Source organism: Pseudophaeobacter leonis (genome assembly GCF_002087335.1).
GTDB lineage: Bacteria > Pseudomonadota > Alphaproteobacteria > Rhodobacterales > Rhodobacteraceae > Pseudophaeobacter > Pseudophaeobacter leonis.
The window spans coordinates 21,492-38,622 of record NZ_MWVJ01000035.1; the positions used below are offsets into that span (position 1 = coordinate 21,492).

The 17,131-nt window shown below is 59.3% G+C and carries 16 protein-coding genes and 1 pseudogene; 11 read left to right on the forward strand and 6 right to left on the reverse strand.

The genetic code is table 11. From position 1 onward, the window contains the following. Positions 1–164 precede the first annotated feature (164 nt). The 3 genes from pheS (at position 165) to pheT (ending at position 4,687) form a co-directional block, all read left to right on the forward strand. On the forward strand, positions 165–1,238 hold the full coding sequence (gene pheS, locus B4968_RS09680) for a phenylalanine--tRNA ligase subunit alpha (protein ID WP_083098548.1): 1,074 nt from the start codon (positions 165–167) through the stop codon (positions 1,236–1,238). A gap of 134 nt (positions 1,239–1,372) precedes the next feature. Continuing rightward, on the forward strand, positions 1,373–1,978 hold the full coding sequence (locus B4968_RS09685; RefSeq protein WP_083098550.1) for a hypothetical protein: 606 nt from the start codon (positions 1,373–1,375) through the stop codon (positions 1,976–1,978). A gap of 312 nt (positions 1,979–2,290) precedes the next feature. After that, a complete protein-coding gene (pheT, locus tag B4968_RS09690) occupies positions 2,291–4,687 on the forward strand; it encodes a phenylalanine--tRNA ligase subunit beta (RefSeq protein WP_083098552.1) in 2,397 nt (798 codons plus the stop codon). Between the two features lie 119 nt (positions 4,688–4,806). Here pheT and B4968_RS09695 read toward each other — a convergent pair whose 3' ends face one another. Continuing rightward, positions 4,807–5,172 carry a nuclear transport factor 2 family protein gene (locus tag B4968_RS09695; RefSeq protein WP_083098554.1) on the reverse strand — a complete coding sequence of 122 codons (366 nt, stop codon included), beginning with the start codon at positions 5,170–5,172 and terminating at the stop codon, positions 4,807–4,809. Positions 5,173–5,379: 207 nt separating this feature from the next. On the opposite strand from B4968_RS09695, the pseudogene B4968_RS09700 reads away from it, so the two are divergent. The 3 genes and pseudogenes from B4968_RS09700 to B4968_RS09710 all read left to right on the forward strand — a co-directional run bounded on the left by B4968_RS09700 (position 5,380) and on the right by B4968_RS09710 (position 6,964). Then, positions 5,380–5,828, forward strand: a pseudogene (locus tag B4968_RS09700) (YtoQ family protein). Beyond that, positions 5,825–6,358 carry a GNAT family N-acetyltransferase gene (locus B4968_RS09705; protein ID WP_083098556.1) on the forward strand — a complete coding sequence of 178 codons (534 nt, stop codon included), beginning with the start codon at positions 5,825–5,827 and terminating at the stop codon, positions 6,356–6,358. Before B4968_RS09700 ends, B4968_RS09705 begins: the two are co-directional and overlap by 4 nt. A 120-nt stretch (positions 6,359–6,478) precedes the next feature. Further along, positions 6,479–6,964 carry a hypothetical protein gene (locus B4968_RS09710; protein WP_083098558.1) on the forward strand — a complete coding sequence of 162 codons (486 nt, stop codon included), beginning with the start codon at positions 6,479–6,481 and terminating at the stop codon, positions 6,962–6,964. A gap of 121 nt (positions 6,965–7,085) precedes the next feature. On the opposite strand, the gene B4968_RS09715 is transcribed toward B4968_RS09710, so the two are convergent. The 3 genes from B4968_RS09715 to ald all read right to left on the reverse strand — a co-directional run bounded on the left by B4968_RS09715 (position 7,086) and on the right by ald (position 9,827). Then, positions 7,086–7,892 carry a mechanosensitive ion channel family protein gene (locus B4968_RS09715; protein ID WP_083098560.1) on the reverse strand — a complete coding sequence of 269 codons (807 nt, stop codon included), beginning with the start codon at positions 7,890–7,892 and terminating at the stop codon, positions 7,086–7,088. 160 nt (positions 7,893–8,052) lie between these two features. Next, on the reverse strand, positions 8,053–8,487 hold the full coding sequence (gene mscL, locus B4968_RS09720; protein WP_083098562.1) for a large conductance mechanosensitive channel protein MscL: 435 nt from the start codon (positions 8,485–8,487) through the stop codon (positions 8,053–8,055). Positions 8,488–8,708: 221 nt separating this feature from the next. Continuing rightward, the gene (ald, locus tag B4968_RS09725) at positions 8,709–9,827 is read right to left on the reverse strand and encodes an alanine dehydrogenase (RefSeq protein WP_083098564.1); all 1,119 of its coding nucleotides are present in this window, start codon (positions 9,825–9,827) and stop codon (positions 8,709–8,711) included. Positions 9,828–9,963: 136 nt separating this feature from the next. On the opposite strand from ald, the gene B4968_RS09730 reads away from it, so the two are divergent. From B4968_RS09730 to ppk2, 3 genes are all read left to right on the forward strand, one after another. Next, positions 9,964–10,422, forward strand: coding sequence for an Lrp/AsnC family transcriptional regulator (locus tag B4968_RS09730; protein WP_083098566.1), 459 nt, complete (start codon positions 9,964–9,966; stop codon positions 10,420–10,422). Between the two features lie 148 nt (positions 10,423–10,570). Next, positions 10,571–12,160: a GMC family oxidoreductase gene (locus B4968_RS09735; protein ID WP_083098568.1), complete on the forward strand. Its 1,590-nt coding sequence runs from the start codon at positions 10,571–10,573 to the stop codon at positions 12,158–12,160. Positions 12,161–12,410: 250 nt separating this feature from the next. Next, positions 12,411–13,328: a polyphosphate kinase 2 gene (gene ppk2 / locus B4968_RS09740; protein WP_083098569.1), complete on the forward strand. Its 918-nt coding sequence runs from the start codon at positions 12,411–12,413 to the stop codon at positions 13,326–13,328. Positions 13,329–13,519: 191 nt separating this feature from the next. On the opposite strand, the gene B4968_RS09745 is transcribed toward ppk2, so the two are convergent. Next, entirely contained in the window at positions 13,520–14,032 is a 513-nt protein-coding gene (locus B4968_RS09745; RefSeq protein ID WP_083098570.1) for a MarR family winged helix-turn-helix transcriptional regulator, read from the reverse strand. Between the two features lie 80 nt (positions 14,033–14,112). On the opposite strand from B4968_RS09745, the gene B4968_RS09750 reads away from it, so the two are divergent. After that, the gene (locus B4968_RS09750) at positions 14,113–15,315 is read left to right on the forward strand and encodes a cytochrome P450 (protein ID WP_139792711.1); all 1,203 of its coding nucleotides are present in this window, start codon (positions 14,113–14,115) and stop codon (positions 15,313–15,315) included. 587 nt (positions 15,316–15,902) lie between these two features. Here the strand turns inward: B4968_RS09750 and rpsU are convergent. Next, complete coding sequence (gene rpsU, locus B4968_RS09760; protein WP_083098572.1) at positions 15,903–16,109, reverse strand: 30S ribosomal protein S21; 207 nt, start codon at positions 16,107–16,109, stop codon at positions 15,903–15,905. 154 nt (positions 16,110–16,263) lie between these two features. Here rpsU and B4968_RS09765 point away from each other — a divergent pair, with 154 nt between their 5' ends. Then, the gene (locus B4968_RS09765) at positions 16,264–16,974 is read left to right on the forward strand and encodes a COQ9 family protein (protein ID WP_083098574.1); all 711 of its coding nucleotides are present in this window, start codon (positions 16,264–16,266) and stop codon (positions 16,972–16,974) included. The last annotated feature ends 157 nt before the right edge of the window (positions 16,975–17,131 follow it).

The following is a 17,131-nucleotide window of genomic DNA, read 5'->3' on the forward strand; positions in this document are numbered from 1 at the left end:
CTGTCCACTTGGTTGCCGACTGGGCTGCCGACTGGGGTGCAAAAGGGGTAAAGCGCCCGGAAAGGCCACATTGCAGCCTTGGGGCGTGGGATCACAGGCCCCGGACACTTGCTTTCAGCCGCCGCTGTGGTAGCAGAGCTTAAGTTCAAACTCAGGGGACCGTCATGGACGATCTTAAGGCAAAATATCTTAGTGACATCGCCAATGCCGGTGACGAAAACGCGCTGGAGGCAATCCGGCTTTCTGCGGTAGGCAAAAAGGGCGAGGTCAGCCTGAAAATGCGCGAGCTGGGCAAAATGACGCCCGAAGAGCGCCAGGTGGCAGGTCCGGCGCTGAATGCGCTGAAGGATGAGATCAACTCGGCCCTTGCCGCCAAGAAAGCTGGTTTGGCCGACGCGGCGCTGGACGAGCGTCTGCGCACCGAATGGCTGGATGTCACCCTGCCCACACGTCCCTCGCGTCAGGGCAGCCTGCACCCCATCAGCCAGGCCAGCGAAGAGCTGACGGCGATCTTTGCCGAACTGGGTTTCTCTGTTGCCGAAGGCGCGCGGATCGAGACCGACTGGTACAACTTTGACGCCCTGAACATCCCCGGTCACCACCCGGCGCGGGCCGAGATGGACACGTTCTACATGCACCGCGCGGCAGGTGACGAGCGCCCGCCACATGTGCTGCGCACCCACACCAGCCCGGTGCAGATCCAGTCGATGGAAAAAATGGGCGCGCCGCTGCGGGTCATCTGCCCCGGTGGCGTCTACCGCGCCGATTATGACCAGACCCACACGCCGATGTTCCACCAGGTCGAAGGTCTGGCGCTGGACAAAGACATTTCCATGGCGAACCTCAAGTGGGTGCTTGAGGAGTTTGTCAAAAGCTTCTTTGAGGTGGACGATGTGGAGCTGCGCTTCCGCGCGTCACACTTTCCCTTTACCGAGCCCTCCGCCGAAGTGGACATTCGCTGCAGCTGGGACAATGGCCAGCTGAAGATCGGCGAAGGCGACGACTGGATGGAGATCCTCGGTTCCGGCATGGTGCACCCCAAGGTGATTGCCGCTGGTGGTATTGATCCTGATATCTATCAGGGCTTTGCCTTTGGCATCGGTATCGACCGTCTGGCGATGCTGAAATACGGCATCCCCGATTTGCGTGCGTTTTTCGACAGCGACCTGCGCTGGCTGCGCCACTACGGCTTCCAGTGTCTGGACGTGCCAACCCTGCATGGTGGCTTGAGCCGCTAGATTTATCTGTTCCGTGGGGCGTCAGCCCCGCGTCGCGCCCGACCCGCCCCATGGGCGGGCGCGATTGCGCCCACCCCGGTTCGGGCGCTATGCTCTCCTCAAAATTGTACGCATTGATTTGAGGATTTCAGCGAATGGCTTCTGTTGAAGTGATGACGGCTTGTGAGAATGTTTGCCGAGATTTTGAGTGGTTGGGGGGTTTTTCCGATTGGGGGCCAGCACTGTTGGCAAGCACAACAGCATTCATCATAGCGTTCTATGCTTATCCTTGGCAAAAGGAGCGTGATCGAAAGCTACAAATCGCGCTGGAACAACGGACTGCATACAAAGACGTCTTTGATTTAATTTATGATTTACAGAAAGCAGTTTCTCACATTCGATCTGGTAATCTTAAAGACATGCGCGCGGACATAGATGGGTGCTTTAGGGCTAAGGAGAAACTGGAGAGAGGAGCTTTGAAGGCCTCAATGTTAATAGATTTGACGATTTTGAACATGTTGTCGGATTTTATCGAGGAAGCACAGAAAATGCTCAAAACGCTGGCGACGGATCTTGCAGAGCTTTTAGGCGAAGCGGATAGTGTTGCTGCAGCAGAGGTTTCAAAGGTATTGGAGGAAAGAAAAAGTAGCGTGGCGAAGGAGATGGACGACATTGTCAATCGACTTCTGAATGCGATCCGAAAGTATGCGTTTAACTTACCGGGACAGATCCGGATTCGTAGCCGTCGATTGGTGAGCTGAGGAACCTTGCTGCAGACCGCGGGGCCGCTCGCGGCTCGGCACGCTCCTGCCCTCCCGTTTTGCCAAAGGCAAACCTGCGGTTTGATGGCGGGCGCTTTGCGCCCACCCGGGCAGGAGCGTACCTTGGGTTGGGAATGCGCGCTACAGTTCCTCCAAGCCCCTTTTGTATGATCATGACAGGCTTTCCCTACGCATTTCAGCCGCAGTCCTGGCCTTGCCTGTCGGGTGAGACCAGCAAGACTTGCGCCGGGCGCCAATCTTTGTCATTGCCTATGCCTGTATACGCATGGCTTGCCATAGGACTCTTGACCGATGAAATTCACTCTTTCCTGGCTGAAAGATCACCTCGACACTGACGCATCAGTGGATGAGATCGCTGAAACCCTGACCGACCTTGGCCTTGAGGTCGAAGAGATCAGCAATCCTGGCGACCGGCTCAAGGATTTTACCCTGGGCTATGTGAAGCACGCCGAAAAGCACCCCGATGCCGACAAGCTGCGCATCTGTCAGGTCGAAACCGACGAGGGCGATCTGCAGATCATCTGTGGTGCGCCCAACGCGCGCGAGGGCATCACCGTGGTGGTCTGCAAGCCGGGCATGTATATCCCCGGTCTCGATATCACTATCGGCGTCGGCCAAATCCGCGGCGTTGAAAGCTTTGGTATGATGGCCTCCGAGCGCGAGCTGGAGCTGTCGGACGAGCATGACGGCATTATCGAGCTGGCGTCGGGCGCCGTGGGGGATCGCTTTGTTGATTGGCTGGAAGCACACCAGCCCGCCAAGGTAGATCCGGTGATCGAGATCGCCATCACGCCAAACCGCCCCGACGCATTGGGCATTCACGGTATCGCCCGCGATCTGGCGGCGCGCGGTCTGGGCACGCTGAAAACACCGGAGTTTGCGCCGGTTGCTGGTACATTTGAAAGCCCGATCAAGGTTACTATTGATGCGGATACTCTGGACGGCTGCCCGCTGTTCACTGGGCGTCTTATCCGGGGGGTAAAGAACGGCCCCAGCCCGCAGTGGCTGCAGGACCGGCTGACGGCCATCGGGCTGCGACCCATCTCGGTGCTGGTCGATATCACCAACTTCTTTACCTATGACCAGAACCGCCCGCTGCATGTCTTTGACGCGGCCAAGGTCACGGGTGATCTGCGGGTGCACCGCGCCGCAGGGGGCGAGGTGATGAAAGCGCTGGATGAAAAAGACTACACCTTTGCCGGCGGGCAGATGGTGATCTCGGACGACACAGGCATTGAGAGCATCGCGGGCATCATGGGCGGCGAGGCGAGTGGCTGTACCGATGACACTGTGGATGTCTTTTTGGAAAGCGCCTTCTGGGACCATGTGCAGATCGCGCTGACGGGCCGCGCGCTCAAGATCAACTCGGATGCGCGCTACCGGTTTGAACGCGGCGTTGACCCTGAGTTCACCATCGAGGGGCTGCACCGTGCCACCCAGATGATTCTGGATCTCTGCGGCGGCGAGGCGTCCGAGGTGATCATTGCCGGCGATGTGCCGGATCACGCGCGCGCCTATAAGCTGGACGCAGAACGGGTGCAGTCGCTGGTCGGCATGGATATCCCCGAAAGCGACCAGCGCCAGACTCTGACCCGCCTTGGCTTTCGCCTTGAGGGCAACATGGCGCATGTGCCCAGCTGGCGTCCCGATGTGCAGGGTGAGGCCGATCTGGTGGAAGAAGTCGCCCGGATTGCGTCCCTGACCAAACTGCAGGGCAAACCGCTGCCGCGCGTGACCGATGGCATTCCAAAGGCGGTTATGACGCCGCAGCAGCGCCGCCAGCAGATGGCACGGCGCACCGCGGCCAGCCTCGGCTATAACGAGGTGGTCAGCTATACCTTCATCGACCAGGCGTCGGCGGCGCTGTTTGGCGGCGGCGAAGATGCCGCCATGCTGGCCAATCCGATCTCGTCCGAGATGTCGCATATGCGCCCTGCCTTGCTGCCGGGCCTGTTGCAGGCGGCAGCGCGCAATCAGGCGCGTGGCTTTATGGATCTGGCGTTCTTTGAGGTTGGCCCTGCCTTTCACGGTGTCGAGCCGGGTGAGCAGCATAATCTGATCTCGGGCATTCTGGTGGGCAACACCGGCCCGAAAGATGTGCATGGCGCGGCGCGCGGCGTTGATACCTTTGACGCCAAGGCCGATATCGAGGCCATTTTGGCCGCCATCGGCGCCCCTGCCAAGGTGCAGATCCTGCGCGGAGCGCAGAGCTGGTGGCATCCGGGGCGTCACGGCAAAATCTGTCTGGGTCCGAAAAAGGTGCTTGGCATCTTTGGTGAGCTGCACCCCAAGGTGATCAATGCCATGGGCGTCAAAGGCCCGGTTGTTGGCTTTACCATCTGGCCGGACGAGGTGCCGCTGCCGCGCAAAAGCGGTGCCACCCGCGCCGCGCTTGGTCAACGCGATCTGCAAGCGGTCGAGCGTGACTTTGCCTTTGTGGTTGATGCCGAGGTCGAAGCGCTGACGCTGGTCAATGCCGCCTCCGGTGCGGATAAGGCGCTGATCACTGAGGTTCGCATCTTTGACGAGTTCATTGGTGGGTCTTTGGGCGAAGGCAAAAAATCCCTGGCCTTTACCGTGCGCCTGCAGCCCAGCGACAAGACGCTGAAAGAAAAAGACATTGAGGCGGTAAGCGCGAAAATCATCGCCAAGGTGACCAAGGCCACAGGCGGCACCCTGCGCGGCTGAGAGCCTTTGGCCACCTCGTCTGAAATGAAAAGGCGTGTCCAGTCGGGCACGTCTTTTTCATAGCGATGTCTGCACCTGGTGTGAGGCCGGTTTGAGCCTATTGGTCGTTTTGGTTCGACCTAGTTTTTCGGTGTTCCTTGATGAAAACACAGCCTCCAGCCACTGGATTCTCGCCTCCAGATTGAGGATCTATTCCCTGTTTCAATTTCAGAGCCATGCTGGACTTCACTGACATACATCACTTGCACGATGTCTTCAGACAGTGCGCGAAGGCGAAAATTACGCAGTGGTAATGCTGCTGTGATTTCGAATGTATCTCCTTGACCAAGAAGCATTTCATTGCGTTCATAAATTTTTCCAGATCGCCCAAACTCACAGAAGTCTTCGGCAAAGACTTTGTCCATCACATCATCATCAAATCTGGTCTCGGCCCTCCAAAGGCTTTCTTCCAGCACCTTCAACTCCTTGTATGTATCTTGATCCATGTCTTAGAGGCCCTTTTTATTTGGCTTCACAATAGCCTAAACGCTGGATGGCAACAAAGTCCGCTCTGCCGACCAGCGCGTTATCCGGATACGCTCGGATGTTTGAGGGCACTTTCGAGGTGGGGAGCCGGGCGTCTGGTCTCAGTCTTTGATCCGGTTTATGCAGGTGTCAGAAAAGATATTGATCGCACAAAAGGGACCGCATCCATGACACTCAAGGTTTATCTTTCCGGAGAGATCCATACCGACTGGCGCGAGCAGATCATCGCGGGCGCCAAGGGGCTGGATGTGAGCTTTCAAGGGCCGGTGACCGATCATGCCGCAAGCGATGATTGTGGCGTGGCGATTCTGGGGGCTGAGGACAGCAAATTCTGGCATGATCACAAGGGCGCAAAGCTCAACGCGATCCGCACCCGCAAGGGGCTGGAAGACGCCGATGTTGTCGTGGTGCGCTTTGGTGAGAAATACAAACAGTGGAACGCGGCCTTTGATGCCGGCTATGCCGCCGCCCTTGGCAAATCGATCATTGTGCTGAGCCAGGCCGAGCATCAGCACGCGCTGAAAGAGGTGCATGCCGCCGCTCTTCCGTGGCAGAGGAGCCCCGTCAGGTGGTTGAGATCCTGTCCTATGTGCTGACAAGCGCGCTGCCCGAGTGACGGCGCCGGTTCTGACAACAGAGCGGCTGGTTCTGCGACCACATTGCCTTGCGGACTTTGACGATGTGGCGGCGCTTTGGGCCGACCCTCAGGTGGTGAAATACATCAGTGGCAAACCCAGCAGCCGCGAGACCTCCTGGGCGCGGCTGCTGCGCTATATTGGCCATTGGCAGGCGCTGGGCTACGGCTATTGGGCCATTTGCGACCGGGTGGATGGCGCCTATCTGGGCGGGGCCGGTTTTGGCGAGTATCAGCGCCAGATCACGCCGCCCTTGCCACAGGCGCCTGAGGCAGGCTGGGCTTTGGCGCCGCATGCCCAGGGCCGCGGGCTGGCCACAGAGGCGGTTGTGCGGCTGCATGAATGGGCCGATGAGGCCCGCGACTGGCCGCAGACCGTTGCAATTATGGATCCCGCGCATATGGCCTCGCAGCATGTGGCCAGCAAGCTGGGATACCGCAAAACGGCGGTGGCGGACTATGACGGTGAGCCGGTGCAGGTGATGTGTCGCCCCAACCCCGCGGCTGCATGAGGCGTTTTCGGCCTGCGAGAACCGTTCGTTAACAGCCGCAGCCTAGAGTGGCCCGTAACACGGTTTTAACTCAGGCAAACAAAGTGTGTCCCAGCTCTGGGGCGCCAGCGGACAACTCCTATGCACAATCGTCGTAGCGCGACCAAAGACGTCACCCCCAAAAGCGAAGACACCGGGCTGTTCAAAAAGGACCTGGGGCAATTTGCAGTTGCTCTGGTGCCGCATATGAAGCGCAGCAGCCGGGGAGATCTGGTGATCCGGGGATACCTGAATGGTACGTCGGAAATCTACGTGATTTTTGCCGGGCGGCGCGCCAAAGAGGCCGCTCCTATCGAAAACCTCCTGAACGCCAAATTTAAAAGGGCAGTTGAGGAGGCCTTAAAGGCGCGCCGGGCACCGCCTGAGGTGAGCCAAATCCGCCTGCCGCTCAATGTGGAAGGGGCCTGGAGGTCGCGCTTTTCAACGGGATGTCTCTGGTTGGGATCACCGAAGTTATCAGTTTTTGGCGTCACGCTGGGCCTTTTTGGATGCAGATGGCATGACCAATCTGGGTGGTCGGCCTCCCTTTACCTGAAACACCCCACCAAAGGCGGGGTGTCTGTCTGATAAGAAGAGTGCCCAGTGACTAGAGTGCCCAGTGACTAGAGTGCCCAGTGGCTGGAGGGCCCAGTGGCTGGAGGGCCCTGTGAGCAGAGCGCCCGTTTGGGCCTAATGATGCGCCGGAGCGCTATGCCTCGCGCTGAATTTCCACAGTGTGGGGATAGGGGATCGAGATGCCTTTGGCGTCAAAGGCTTCTTTGACCGCCTGAGTCATGGCAAATTTCACTTCCCAGTAGTCAGCAGCGTCGCACCAGATCCGGGTTGTGAGATCAACCGAACTGTCGCCAAGATTGGTCACCCGCACCCAGGGCTCGGGGTCCTGTTTGATGCGGCTGTCTGCTGCGGCCAGTGCCAGGATCACCTCTTTTGCAGCATCAGCGCTGTCGCCGTAGTCGATGCCAAAGACCAGATCAACGCGACGGGTGTCGTGATGCGAGTAATTGGTGATGATCGAGCCCCAGGCCTGACCATTTGGGATAATGATCTGCACATTGTCCGGCGTTGCCAGCTCGGTCACAAACAGGTTGAGATCCTTTACGGTGCCGGCGGGGCCGCCGATATCAACGTATTGGCCCAGCTTGTAGGGGCGAAACAGCACCAGCATAAAGCCGGCTGCCAGATCGCTCAGGGTGCCTTGCAGCGCCAAGCCAATGGCCAGCGTGGCAGCCCCCATCATCGCGACCAGGCTGGTAGCCTCGATACCAAAGATGCCCAGCACGGCAATCAGCACCACCGCAATCAGCACCCAGCGCACCATGCTGGCGACAAAATTGCCCAGAGTGGCATCAAGTCCGGGGGTTGCATTGATCCGGGCGCGAATGGCGCCGCTTACCATACCTGCGGCGATCCAGCCGATGATAAGAACCGCCAGCGCCTTGAGGCCATTCAGAACCGTCGGCCAGTAGGCAAAGCCCTGTTCAATCAAGTCTTCCATGTCAGTGATACTCTTTTGTTATGGGGTTGTTTTGGTGTTTTGTGCGGGTGAAGCACAGACTGACGTCAGCCCACAAGGGGGAGATCGGCGTAAAAAAGCCCCCAAACTGGCATGATACCACGTTTGGGGGCCTGCTGTCGTGGGTTGCGACTGGGCCGCGCTACTTCTTCAGCGAGTCGCGGATTTCCATCAGGATATCCAGTTCGCTGGGGCCTGCGGGCGCCTCGGGCGCGGGGGCTTCTGCTTCTTTACGGCTGGCGGCCTCTTTCACCTTGTTGACGTAGCGCACCAACATAAAGACCACAAAGGCGATGATGAGGAAGTTGATCACGGCCATGATAAATGCGCCATGGGCAAAGACAGCAGCGCCGGCTTCGCGGGCGGCCTCAAGCGAGGCACCGGCGGCAACTTCGCCGGAGAGCACGATATAAGAGTTGGTAAAGTCCATGCCGCCGGTGAAAACGCCGATGATTGGGTTGATGAGGTCGCCAACCATGGATTTCACGATTGCGGTGAAGGCAGCGCCAACGATGATACCAACGGCCATATCCATGACATTGCCCTTGGCGATGAAGTCTTTGAATTCTGAAAGCATCTGGTTTTCGTCCCTTTGAAATGTTCCTCTGGCGCGACCTTTGTCAGTCGTCTGCTGGGAACGCTTAACTGGACTATGCAATGCACCTTTGTTGCCAGGGGGAGCTAGGGGGAAATTGTGCAAGAACCTCTCAAATCGCGGCCCGAACAGTCATTTTTGCAAAAAAACACCCGCACATGTCACAACACGGCGGGTGGAGTGCTTTTTTGCCTGCAGCCTGGTCAGGATTTCAGCGCCAGACCTGGCGAGATCACATCCAGTCCCAGCGCCTTGCCAACCGCATAGTAGGTCAGCTTGCCCGCATGCACGTTGAGGCCGTCCAACAGATGCGGGTCGTCTTCGCAGGCCTTGCGCCAGCCCTTGTTGGCCAAGTTCAGCATAAAGGGCAGGGTGGCATTGCCAAGCGCCTGGGTCGAGGTACGGGCAACCGCGCCGGGCATATTGGCCACGCAGTAGTGCATGATGCCATCAACCTCATAGATCGGGTCGGCATGGGTGGTGGCGCGGGAGGTCTCAAAGCAGCCGCCCTGATCAATCGCGACATCCACAAGCGCCGCGCCGGGTTTCATCTCGCTGAGCATCGCCCGCGACACCAGCTTGGGGGCTTCGGCGCCGGGGATCAGCACTGCACCGATCACCATATCGGCCGCGCGCACCAGCTCAGCTGTGGCAGCGGCCGTGGAATACTGGTTTTTGAAGTCGCGTCCAAACACATCGTCGAGGTATTTCAGGCGGGCCAGTGAGCGATCCAGAATGGTCACATCCGCGCCCATGCCTGCGGCGATCCTGGCCGCATGGGTGCCGACAACGCCGCCGCCAATGACCACAACCCTGGCCGGGGCCACGCCGGGCACGCCGCCCATCAGAATGCCGCGGCCGCCATTGGCCTTTTGCAGGGTCCAGGCGCCAACCTGCGGTGCCAGACGGCCGGCAACTTCGGACATCGGCGCCAGCAAAGGCAAGCCGCCGTTGCGATCGGTGACGGTCTCATAGGCGATGGCGGTGCAGCCCGAGGCCAGCAGGTCATGGGTCTGAGCCGGATCGGGGGCCAGATGCAGATAGGTGAACAGCAATTGGCCCTCGCGCAGCATCTTGCGTTCAACCGCCTGTGGCTCTTTGACCTTCACGATCATATCGGCAGTGGCAAAGATCTCTTCGGCGGTATCAATGATCGCGGCACCGGCAGCGATGTAATCCTCATCCGTAAAGCCCGCGCCAAGGCCGGCGCCTTTTTGAACAAGCGCCTGATGCCCATGATTGACGGCTTCGTGGGCGGCGTCCGGCGTCATGCCAACGCGAAATTCCTGCGGCTTGATCTCTGTGGGGCAACCGATTTTCATGATCTCTCCTCCGTTTTCCTTGCGTCAGTCTGACGCGGTTTGTGCAAAATGTGCTGCTTTTTTGTGCGATATAAAAACAAGACTTTCGAAGAATCTTCGACTAGACCGGCGTTACGCAGCAAGGATCGTTGAACAAATGTCTTTAGATAACACAGATCGTCGCATATTGCAGGTTCTGCAGCGTCAGGGGCGGGTCTCTAATGCGGACCTCAGTGAGCGGGTCAATCTATCGGCCTCGGCCTGTCACCGCCGGGTGCAGCGGCTCGAGAGCGATGGCTATATCAAGGACTATGTTGCCCTGTTGGATGCCCGCAAGATGGCGGTGCCCACAACGGTTTTTGTTGAAATCACCCTGCAGGGCCAGGCGGATGAGCTGCTGGATGGTTTTGAGCGCGCGGTGGCCCGGATCCCGGATGTGCTGGAGTGTCATCTGATGGCGGGAACGGCGGATTACCTGCTCAAGGTGGTGGCCGAGAATACCGATGATTTTGCCCGTATTCACCGCCAGCATTTGGCGCGCTTGCCGGGGGTGGCGCAGATGCAGTCGAGCTTTGCTCTGCGCACGGTCTTTAAGACCACCGCTTTGCCCGTCTGATTGGCCCGTTCGATTAGGCCTGCGTGATTTCCCAGAGCGCGCGGATTGCGCTCAAGCTGCTGAAAGCCGGGAGGTTTCTTGGCTTCGCTCTGTTGCGCCGGGGGCAAGTGTGATCAGATGCGGCAAAGACGTGAGCAGGAGGCAGGTCATGGAGTGGGATTATATTGTGGTGGGCGCGGGCAGCGCCGGGTGCGTTGTTGCCAAACGGTTGAGCGAGGCAGGCCACAGGGTCTTGCTGCTGGAGGCTGGCGGCAAGGACAATTACCACTGGGTGCATATCCCGATGGGCTATCTATATTGCATCAACAATCCCCGCACCGACTGGATGTATCGCACCGCCTCGGAGGCCGGTCTTAACGGACGCTCGCTGATCTATCCCCGTGGTAAGGTGCTGGGCGGCTGCTCCTCCATCAATGGTATGCTGTATCTGCGCGGCCAGGCGGCAGATTATGACGGCTGGCGTCAGCGCGGCCTTACGGGCTGGGGCTGGGACGATGTGCTGCCCTATTTCAAAAAATCCGAAGACTATGTCGAGGGTGCCTCAGAGATGCATGGTGAAGGCGGCGAGTGGCGGGTGGAAAACCAGCGCCTGCATTGGGATGTGCTGGACGACTGGATGGAGGCGGCTGCCAGCTGGGGGCTGCCCAAGGTCAGTGATTTCAATACGGGAAACAACGAGGGGGTTGGCTACTTTCGGGTCAATCAGCGCGGTGGCTGGCGGATGAACACGGCCAAGGCCTTTTTGCGCACGGCCACCGGCCAGACCCTGAAGGTAGAGACCAGGGCGCATACCCGCCGTATCCTGATCGAGGAGGGCCGCGCCGTCGGGGTGGAATACGACAAGGGCGGCGTGACCCACCAGGTGCGGGCGCGCGGCGAGGTGGTGCTGTCGGCGGGGGCGGTGAACACGCCACAAATCCTGCAGCTGTCGGGACTGGGGCCGGGCGCGCTGTTGCAGCAGCACGGCATCGAGGTGCGCCGGGATATGCCCGGCGTGGGCGCCAATCTGCAGGACCATTTGCAACTGCGCTGTGCCTGGCGTCTTGAGAGAGGACGGACCCTCAACACACTGGCGAACTCGATGCTGGGGAAGGCCCGGATTGGGCTGGAATATTTGTTGAAACGGTCGGGGCCGATGTCGATGGCCCCCAGTCAGCTGGGGGCGTTTTCGCGCTCACGTCCCGATCTGGCAACGCCGGATCTGGAATATCATGTGCAGCCGCTGACCCTGGAAGCCTTTGGTCAGCCCCTGCATGATTTCCCCGGTCTCACCGCCAGCGTCTGCAACCTGCGCCCCGAAAGCCGGGGCACGGTGCAGATTGCGTCGAATGATCCGCATCAGGCCCCAGAAATCGCGCCGAATTACCTCTCGACCGAGGGCGACCGGCAGGTGGCTGTTGCCGCCATCCGGCAGGCCCGCGCCATCATGGCGCAGCCTGCGATGCGCACCTATGGGCCGCAGGAGATGAAGCCGGGAGGGGCGTCGGATGAGGTGGAGGATCTGATGAAAGCTGCTGGCGACATTGGCACCACGATTTTCCACCCTACCTGCACGGTGCATATGGGGGCTGAGGACACGGCACCACTGGACGGTGATCTGCGCCTGCGCGGGATTCGCGGCCTCAGGGTGGCTGATGCCAGTGCCATGCCGACAATCCCCAGCGGCAACACCAATGCGCCCAGTATCATGATCGGGGAAAAGGCGGCAGATCTCATTCTTGCGCAGGCCAGGGGTTAGGCAGTCCAGAGCAATGAGGCATGGAACTGATGCCAGGATGTCGCAAGAATGTTGTAAATGCGCTTGCACCTCCTGGCAAAATTCGCTTCCCTAAGGCGACACAGAGGCCAAAAGAAGCGACCCGTATTTCGGGGACCGCCTGATGCCTCTGGAAGGTCACGCTGGGGAAATTGGTCTCCAGATGACATCAAAGGATCACACTGGCTTGATAGTGGGATCCGCAATGACAAAACACTGAAGGAATGCGCCCGTGACCAGCGATACCGACCCTGAGTCTTATGATTGGCTCGAAGCTGAGCTGCAGGACACGTTGGACGAGGATATCGAAATTGAATTCGCCGAGCCGATGCTGTCGATGGAGCTGCGCAAGATCTACCGCGAACAGCACCCGGAGATGCTGGATCGCAAGGTCTATTTCCGCAACCTGCTGCGCCTGCAGGCTGAGCTGATCAAGCTGCAGGACTGGGTGGTTCAGACCGGCGCCAAGGTTCTGGTGATCATGGAAGGGCGCGACAGTGCCGGTAAGGGCGGCGTGATCAAGCGCATCACCCAGCGGCTGAACCCGCGGGTGGCCCGGGTGGTGGCGCTGCCCGCGCCCAGTCGGCGCGAGCAGAGCCAGTGGTATTTCCAGCGCTATGTGCCGCATCTGCCAGCTGGTGGCGAGATCGTGCTGTTTGACCGCTCCTGGAATAATCGCGCCGGGGTGGAACGAGTAATGGGCTTTGCGGACGACGCCCAGGTTGAGACGTTCTTTCGCGATGTGCCCGAATTTGAGCGGATGCTGGTGCGTTCAAATACCATCGTTTTGAAGTACTGGTTTTCGATCACCGATGAAGAGCAGCAGCTGCGGTTTATGATGCGTATTCATGACCCGATGAAGCAGTGGAAACTGTCACCGATGGATCTGGAGAGCCGGATCCGCTGGGAGCAATACACCACCTCCAAGGAAGAGATGTTCGAGCGCACCAATATCCCTGAGGCGCCCTGGTATATCGTGGAAGGCAACGACAAAAAGCGCGAGCGGCTGAACTGTATCGAGCATCTCTTGAGCAAGATCCCCTATCAGGATGTCCCGAGCGACAAGGTCTCATTGCCGGACCGGGAGTATAACCCGGCTTATGGGCGCCGGGTGTTGCCAGATGAGCTATATGTGCCGAAAATCTACTGAGACCTGAACACGACAGGGACCTGAACAGCGGCTCCCGCTAGAGAAAAAGGGGGGCTCCCGCCAGAAAAGGGCGGGCCCGGCGCAGCACCTGCGGTGCAGCGCGGCACCGTTCAAATCTGGCCAGGCCGCAGCTAATCTGACCACAGCTAGTCTGTTGGGGTCTAATCTGACGGGACCTAAACTGACAGGGCCTAATCTGATGCGCCGATATTGTCCAAAAACCGCTGCAGATAGGCAGTGAAGGTGGCGGTCTCTTCGGCTGTGAACCCTTTGAGCAGGTCTTTTTGGCGGCTCACGGCCTGGGGCAGGATTTTGCCGTGCAGGTCTTGCCCGGCCTGTGTGAGGGTCCAGGATTTTTGCCGCGGATCGTCACCAAGGGCTTTGGCCTGGGCCAAGCCGTTGCTCTCGAGCCGGTGCAGCGAGCGGCTGACCGCTGCCTTGTCGATACCGGTGAGCCGGGCGGCCACTGCAACCGAGCAGCCGGGCGCCCGTGTCAGCATCACCAGCATACGCCAGTCCATCACGCCAATGCCAAACTCTGCCTGGTAGGCGCGCGTGGCCTCGCGGGTCAGGCGGTTGCCGGCAAAGGTCACCAGAACCACCGGGCTGTTGCGAAAGCTGAGGGTGGGGGCAGTCGGGTCATTTGGGCTGCCGTCTGGCGAGACGATGAACATGTCATCTGGCAGGGAGGGGGTATCACTCATGTCGCCACCATAGAGAGCATGTGTTGACAGATCAACACATCGGCCCTTCACTGATGAGGCAGGGGGCAATGGGAGCGCGTATGATGCAACGGGGCAAACACTATGACATCGACCTGGGAGCGTTCTGGCAGGATCCCTATCCGGATCTTGCCGCCATGCGGGCGCGGGCTCCGGTGGTCTATGTGCCGCAATTACAGGCCTATCTGATCACCCGGCGGGACGATATCTTTCGTGAAGAAAAACTGACGCGGGTTTTCTCATCCGAGCAGCCAGAGGGCTTGATGACCCAGCTGATGGGGCAGAACATGATGCGCCAGGATGGCGCGCCGCATCTTGCGGAACGCAGGGCGATCTTTCCGACGGTGTCCCCAAAGACGGTGCGAGACCATTGGCTGGCCCAGTTTCAAACGCTGACAGCTGAAATTCTGGCTGAGCTGGCCCCAACGGGACGCTGTGATCTGGTGAGAGACTACGCCATGGCTGTGTCAGCTGAAGCGCTAAAGCGGGTGACCGGGCTGACCAATCTTGCGGCTTTTGAGATGGACAGAGTGAGCCAGCACATGATTGATGGCTGCGCCAACTACGCCGCTGACCCTGAGGTGGAGCGCCGCTGCCGGGCTGCGACTGAGCTGATTGATGACTGCATCAGCGAAAAGCTTATGCAGGTGATCCCGCCTGAGGATCTGTCGCTTTTGGCGGTGCAGCACCGGTCCGGACTGGGCGAGGTGGCGCTGCGGGCCAATATCAAGCTTGCGATCTCTGGTGGGCAGAACGAGCCGCGCGATGCCATTGCCGGCACGGTCTGGGCCTTGCTGCGCCACCCCGGGCAGCTGCGCGAGGTGCAAGAGGGGCGTGCCAGCTGGTTGCAGGCCTTTGAAGAATACGCCCGCTGGATTTCCCCTATCGGGATGTCACCGCGCCGCGTTGCCGAGAAATATGAGCTGCACGGGGTTACGCTTTTGCCCGGGGATCGTGTGTTTTTGATGTATGGCTCGGGCAATCGCGATGAGCGGGTGTTTCGTCACCCTGACCATTTTGATCTGGGGCAGGACTGTGCGCAGGCGATCTCGTTTGGCGCCGGGCCGCATTTTTGTGCCGGGGCCTGGATCTCCAAAGCGCTGATCGCCCAGCCGGCCTTGCCGATGCTGTTTCAGGCCTTGCCCGATCTGCAGCTTGATGGAGAGACCCGTTTTGGCGGCTGGGCCTTTCGGGGACCGATCTCTGTGCCTGTGGTCTGGTCGGGGGCCCCGGCTGCAGCGGCGGGTGCACCAGACCCTGTGTAACAGCAAGTCGGCCCAGATAGTCGCGCTGCGGCTAAACAAACCTATTGGCCCGGTTTGGCTTAGGTTTGGCCCGCTTGGACAGGCCGTACACTTGGAGAGCCTGCAAGGCTGTCAGGATCAGCAGGGCGCACGGATTGTACGGAAGTGGGGGCCCGAGATGGCAACAGCCTTGTGCGCAGGGGGTAAGGCGAGCGCCGCAATGACTTTGGGGGGGCGCGTTGCCACCTCGGGGTAGGGCCGGGTGTTCCAGATCCGGCGGTAGAAACATGGGGAAGGAACCCTAAGGTGTTGCCCAATATAAATCACTATAGGGGAGTGCGCGTCGTAAATGCACGTTAAAGTTTAGCTTGACGGCGATTTTATTCCCGCAGGGCTGTCTCGCTGCGTCACGCCGGGCAATACGAGCGCAAAAGCAGGAGAGGCGCAAAGGCGGCAGGCTGGGGAAAAGGCGGCGGTGAGACCCAGTCGGCAAGGTTTGGCCCCAAAAAATATAGCCCTAAAAAAGACAAACCCCCGAGGCAGGGCGCGGGGGTCATCATTTTGTGTCCAGAAAAAAACTGGAAGCTCAAAAGGGCGATAGAAGGAGCTTAGAGCATACCTTCGCGTTCAGCTTTCTTACGCGCCAGTTTACGGGCACGACGAATTGCTTCAGCTTTCTCGCGCGCATTTTTCTCGGACGGCTTCTCGAAATGTTGCTTGAGCTTCATTTCGCGAAAAACGCCTTCACGCTGCAGCTTTTTCTTCAGAGCGCGGAGCGCCTGATCGACATTGTTGTCACGAACACTAACCTGCATGTGGTTTTCACCACCTTTCTAGATAGAGTTGCAAGGATTTGCAGGAACGGGCCATATAGCAAAGCACATGTACCTTGTCCAGTACTGTGATATCAGGGGGGAGACTCCCCGTATGACCGGGGGAAAGCAGCAGGTTCATTCCGGGAGTAACCCTATGACAAGCCAGGAAAATCAGACAAATTCGGACGCCAGCGCCGATCTTGAAACGCGGCTGCTGGACGCGGCTTTGTTGCATGTGGTGTTTGATGGCTGGTCCCAGGCCACGTTTGAGGCGGCGATCGCCGATTGTGGCGTCAATCCGGTTCTGGCGCGGGCGATCTGCCCACGGGGGGCTGTGGATCTGGCCCTCGCCTATCACCGCCGTGGCGATCAGCAAATGCTGGCGCGGTTTGCCACTGCCGACCTCTCGGAGCTGCGGTTTCGCGACAAGATTGCCACCCTGGTGCGCTACCGGCTCGAGGCGGCTGAGGACAAGGAAGCGGTGCGCCGTGGCGTGACGCTTTTTGCGGTGCCGCACCACGCGGCTGAGGGGCTAAAGGCCGTTTGGGGCACCTGCGACGCCATCTGGACGGCGCTGGGCGACAGCTCTGAGGATTTCAATTGGTACAGCAAGCGCACCACCCTGTCGGGGGTCTATTCCGCGACATTGCTCTACTGGCTGGGCGATGACAGCCCGGACCATCAGGCAACCTGGGAGTTTCTGGACCGGCGCATTGATAACGTGATGCAGTTTGAAAAGGTAAAGGCGGATCTGGGTAAGAACCCCTTGCTCAAACCGCTTCTGGCTGGACCTGCCTGGCTGTCTGGTCAGATCAGGCGCCCCGCTGCGCGTGATGATTTGCCGGGACGTCACGACCGGAACTGAGACTGCGCGTCGATGTTAGAGTCTGTGATAGAGCCTGATATGAAGCGGTGCAGTCGGTCGGGGAAGCCTGTGCAAAAGGCGGCGCTGCAGTGAGCAGTGTTGTCTTGTGACGCAGCATTCCGGCTGGGCATTGCTGCGCTGGCGGATCAAGGTGGGG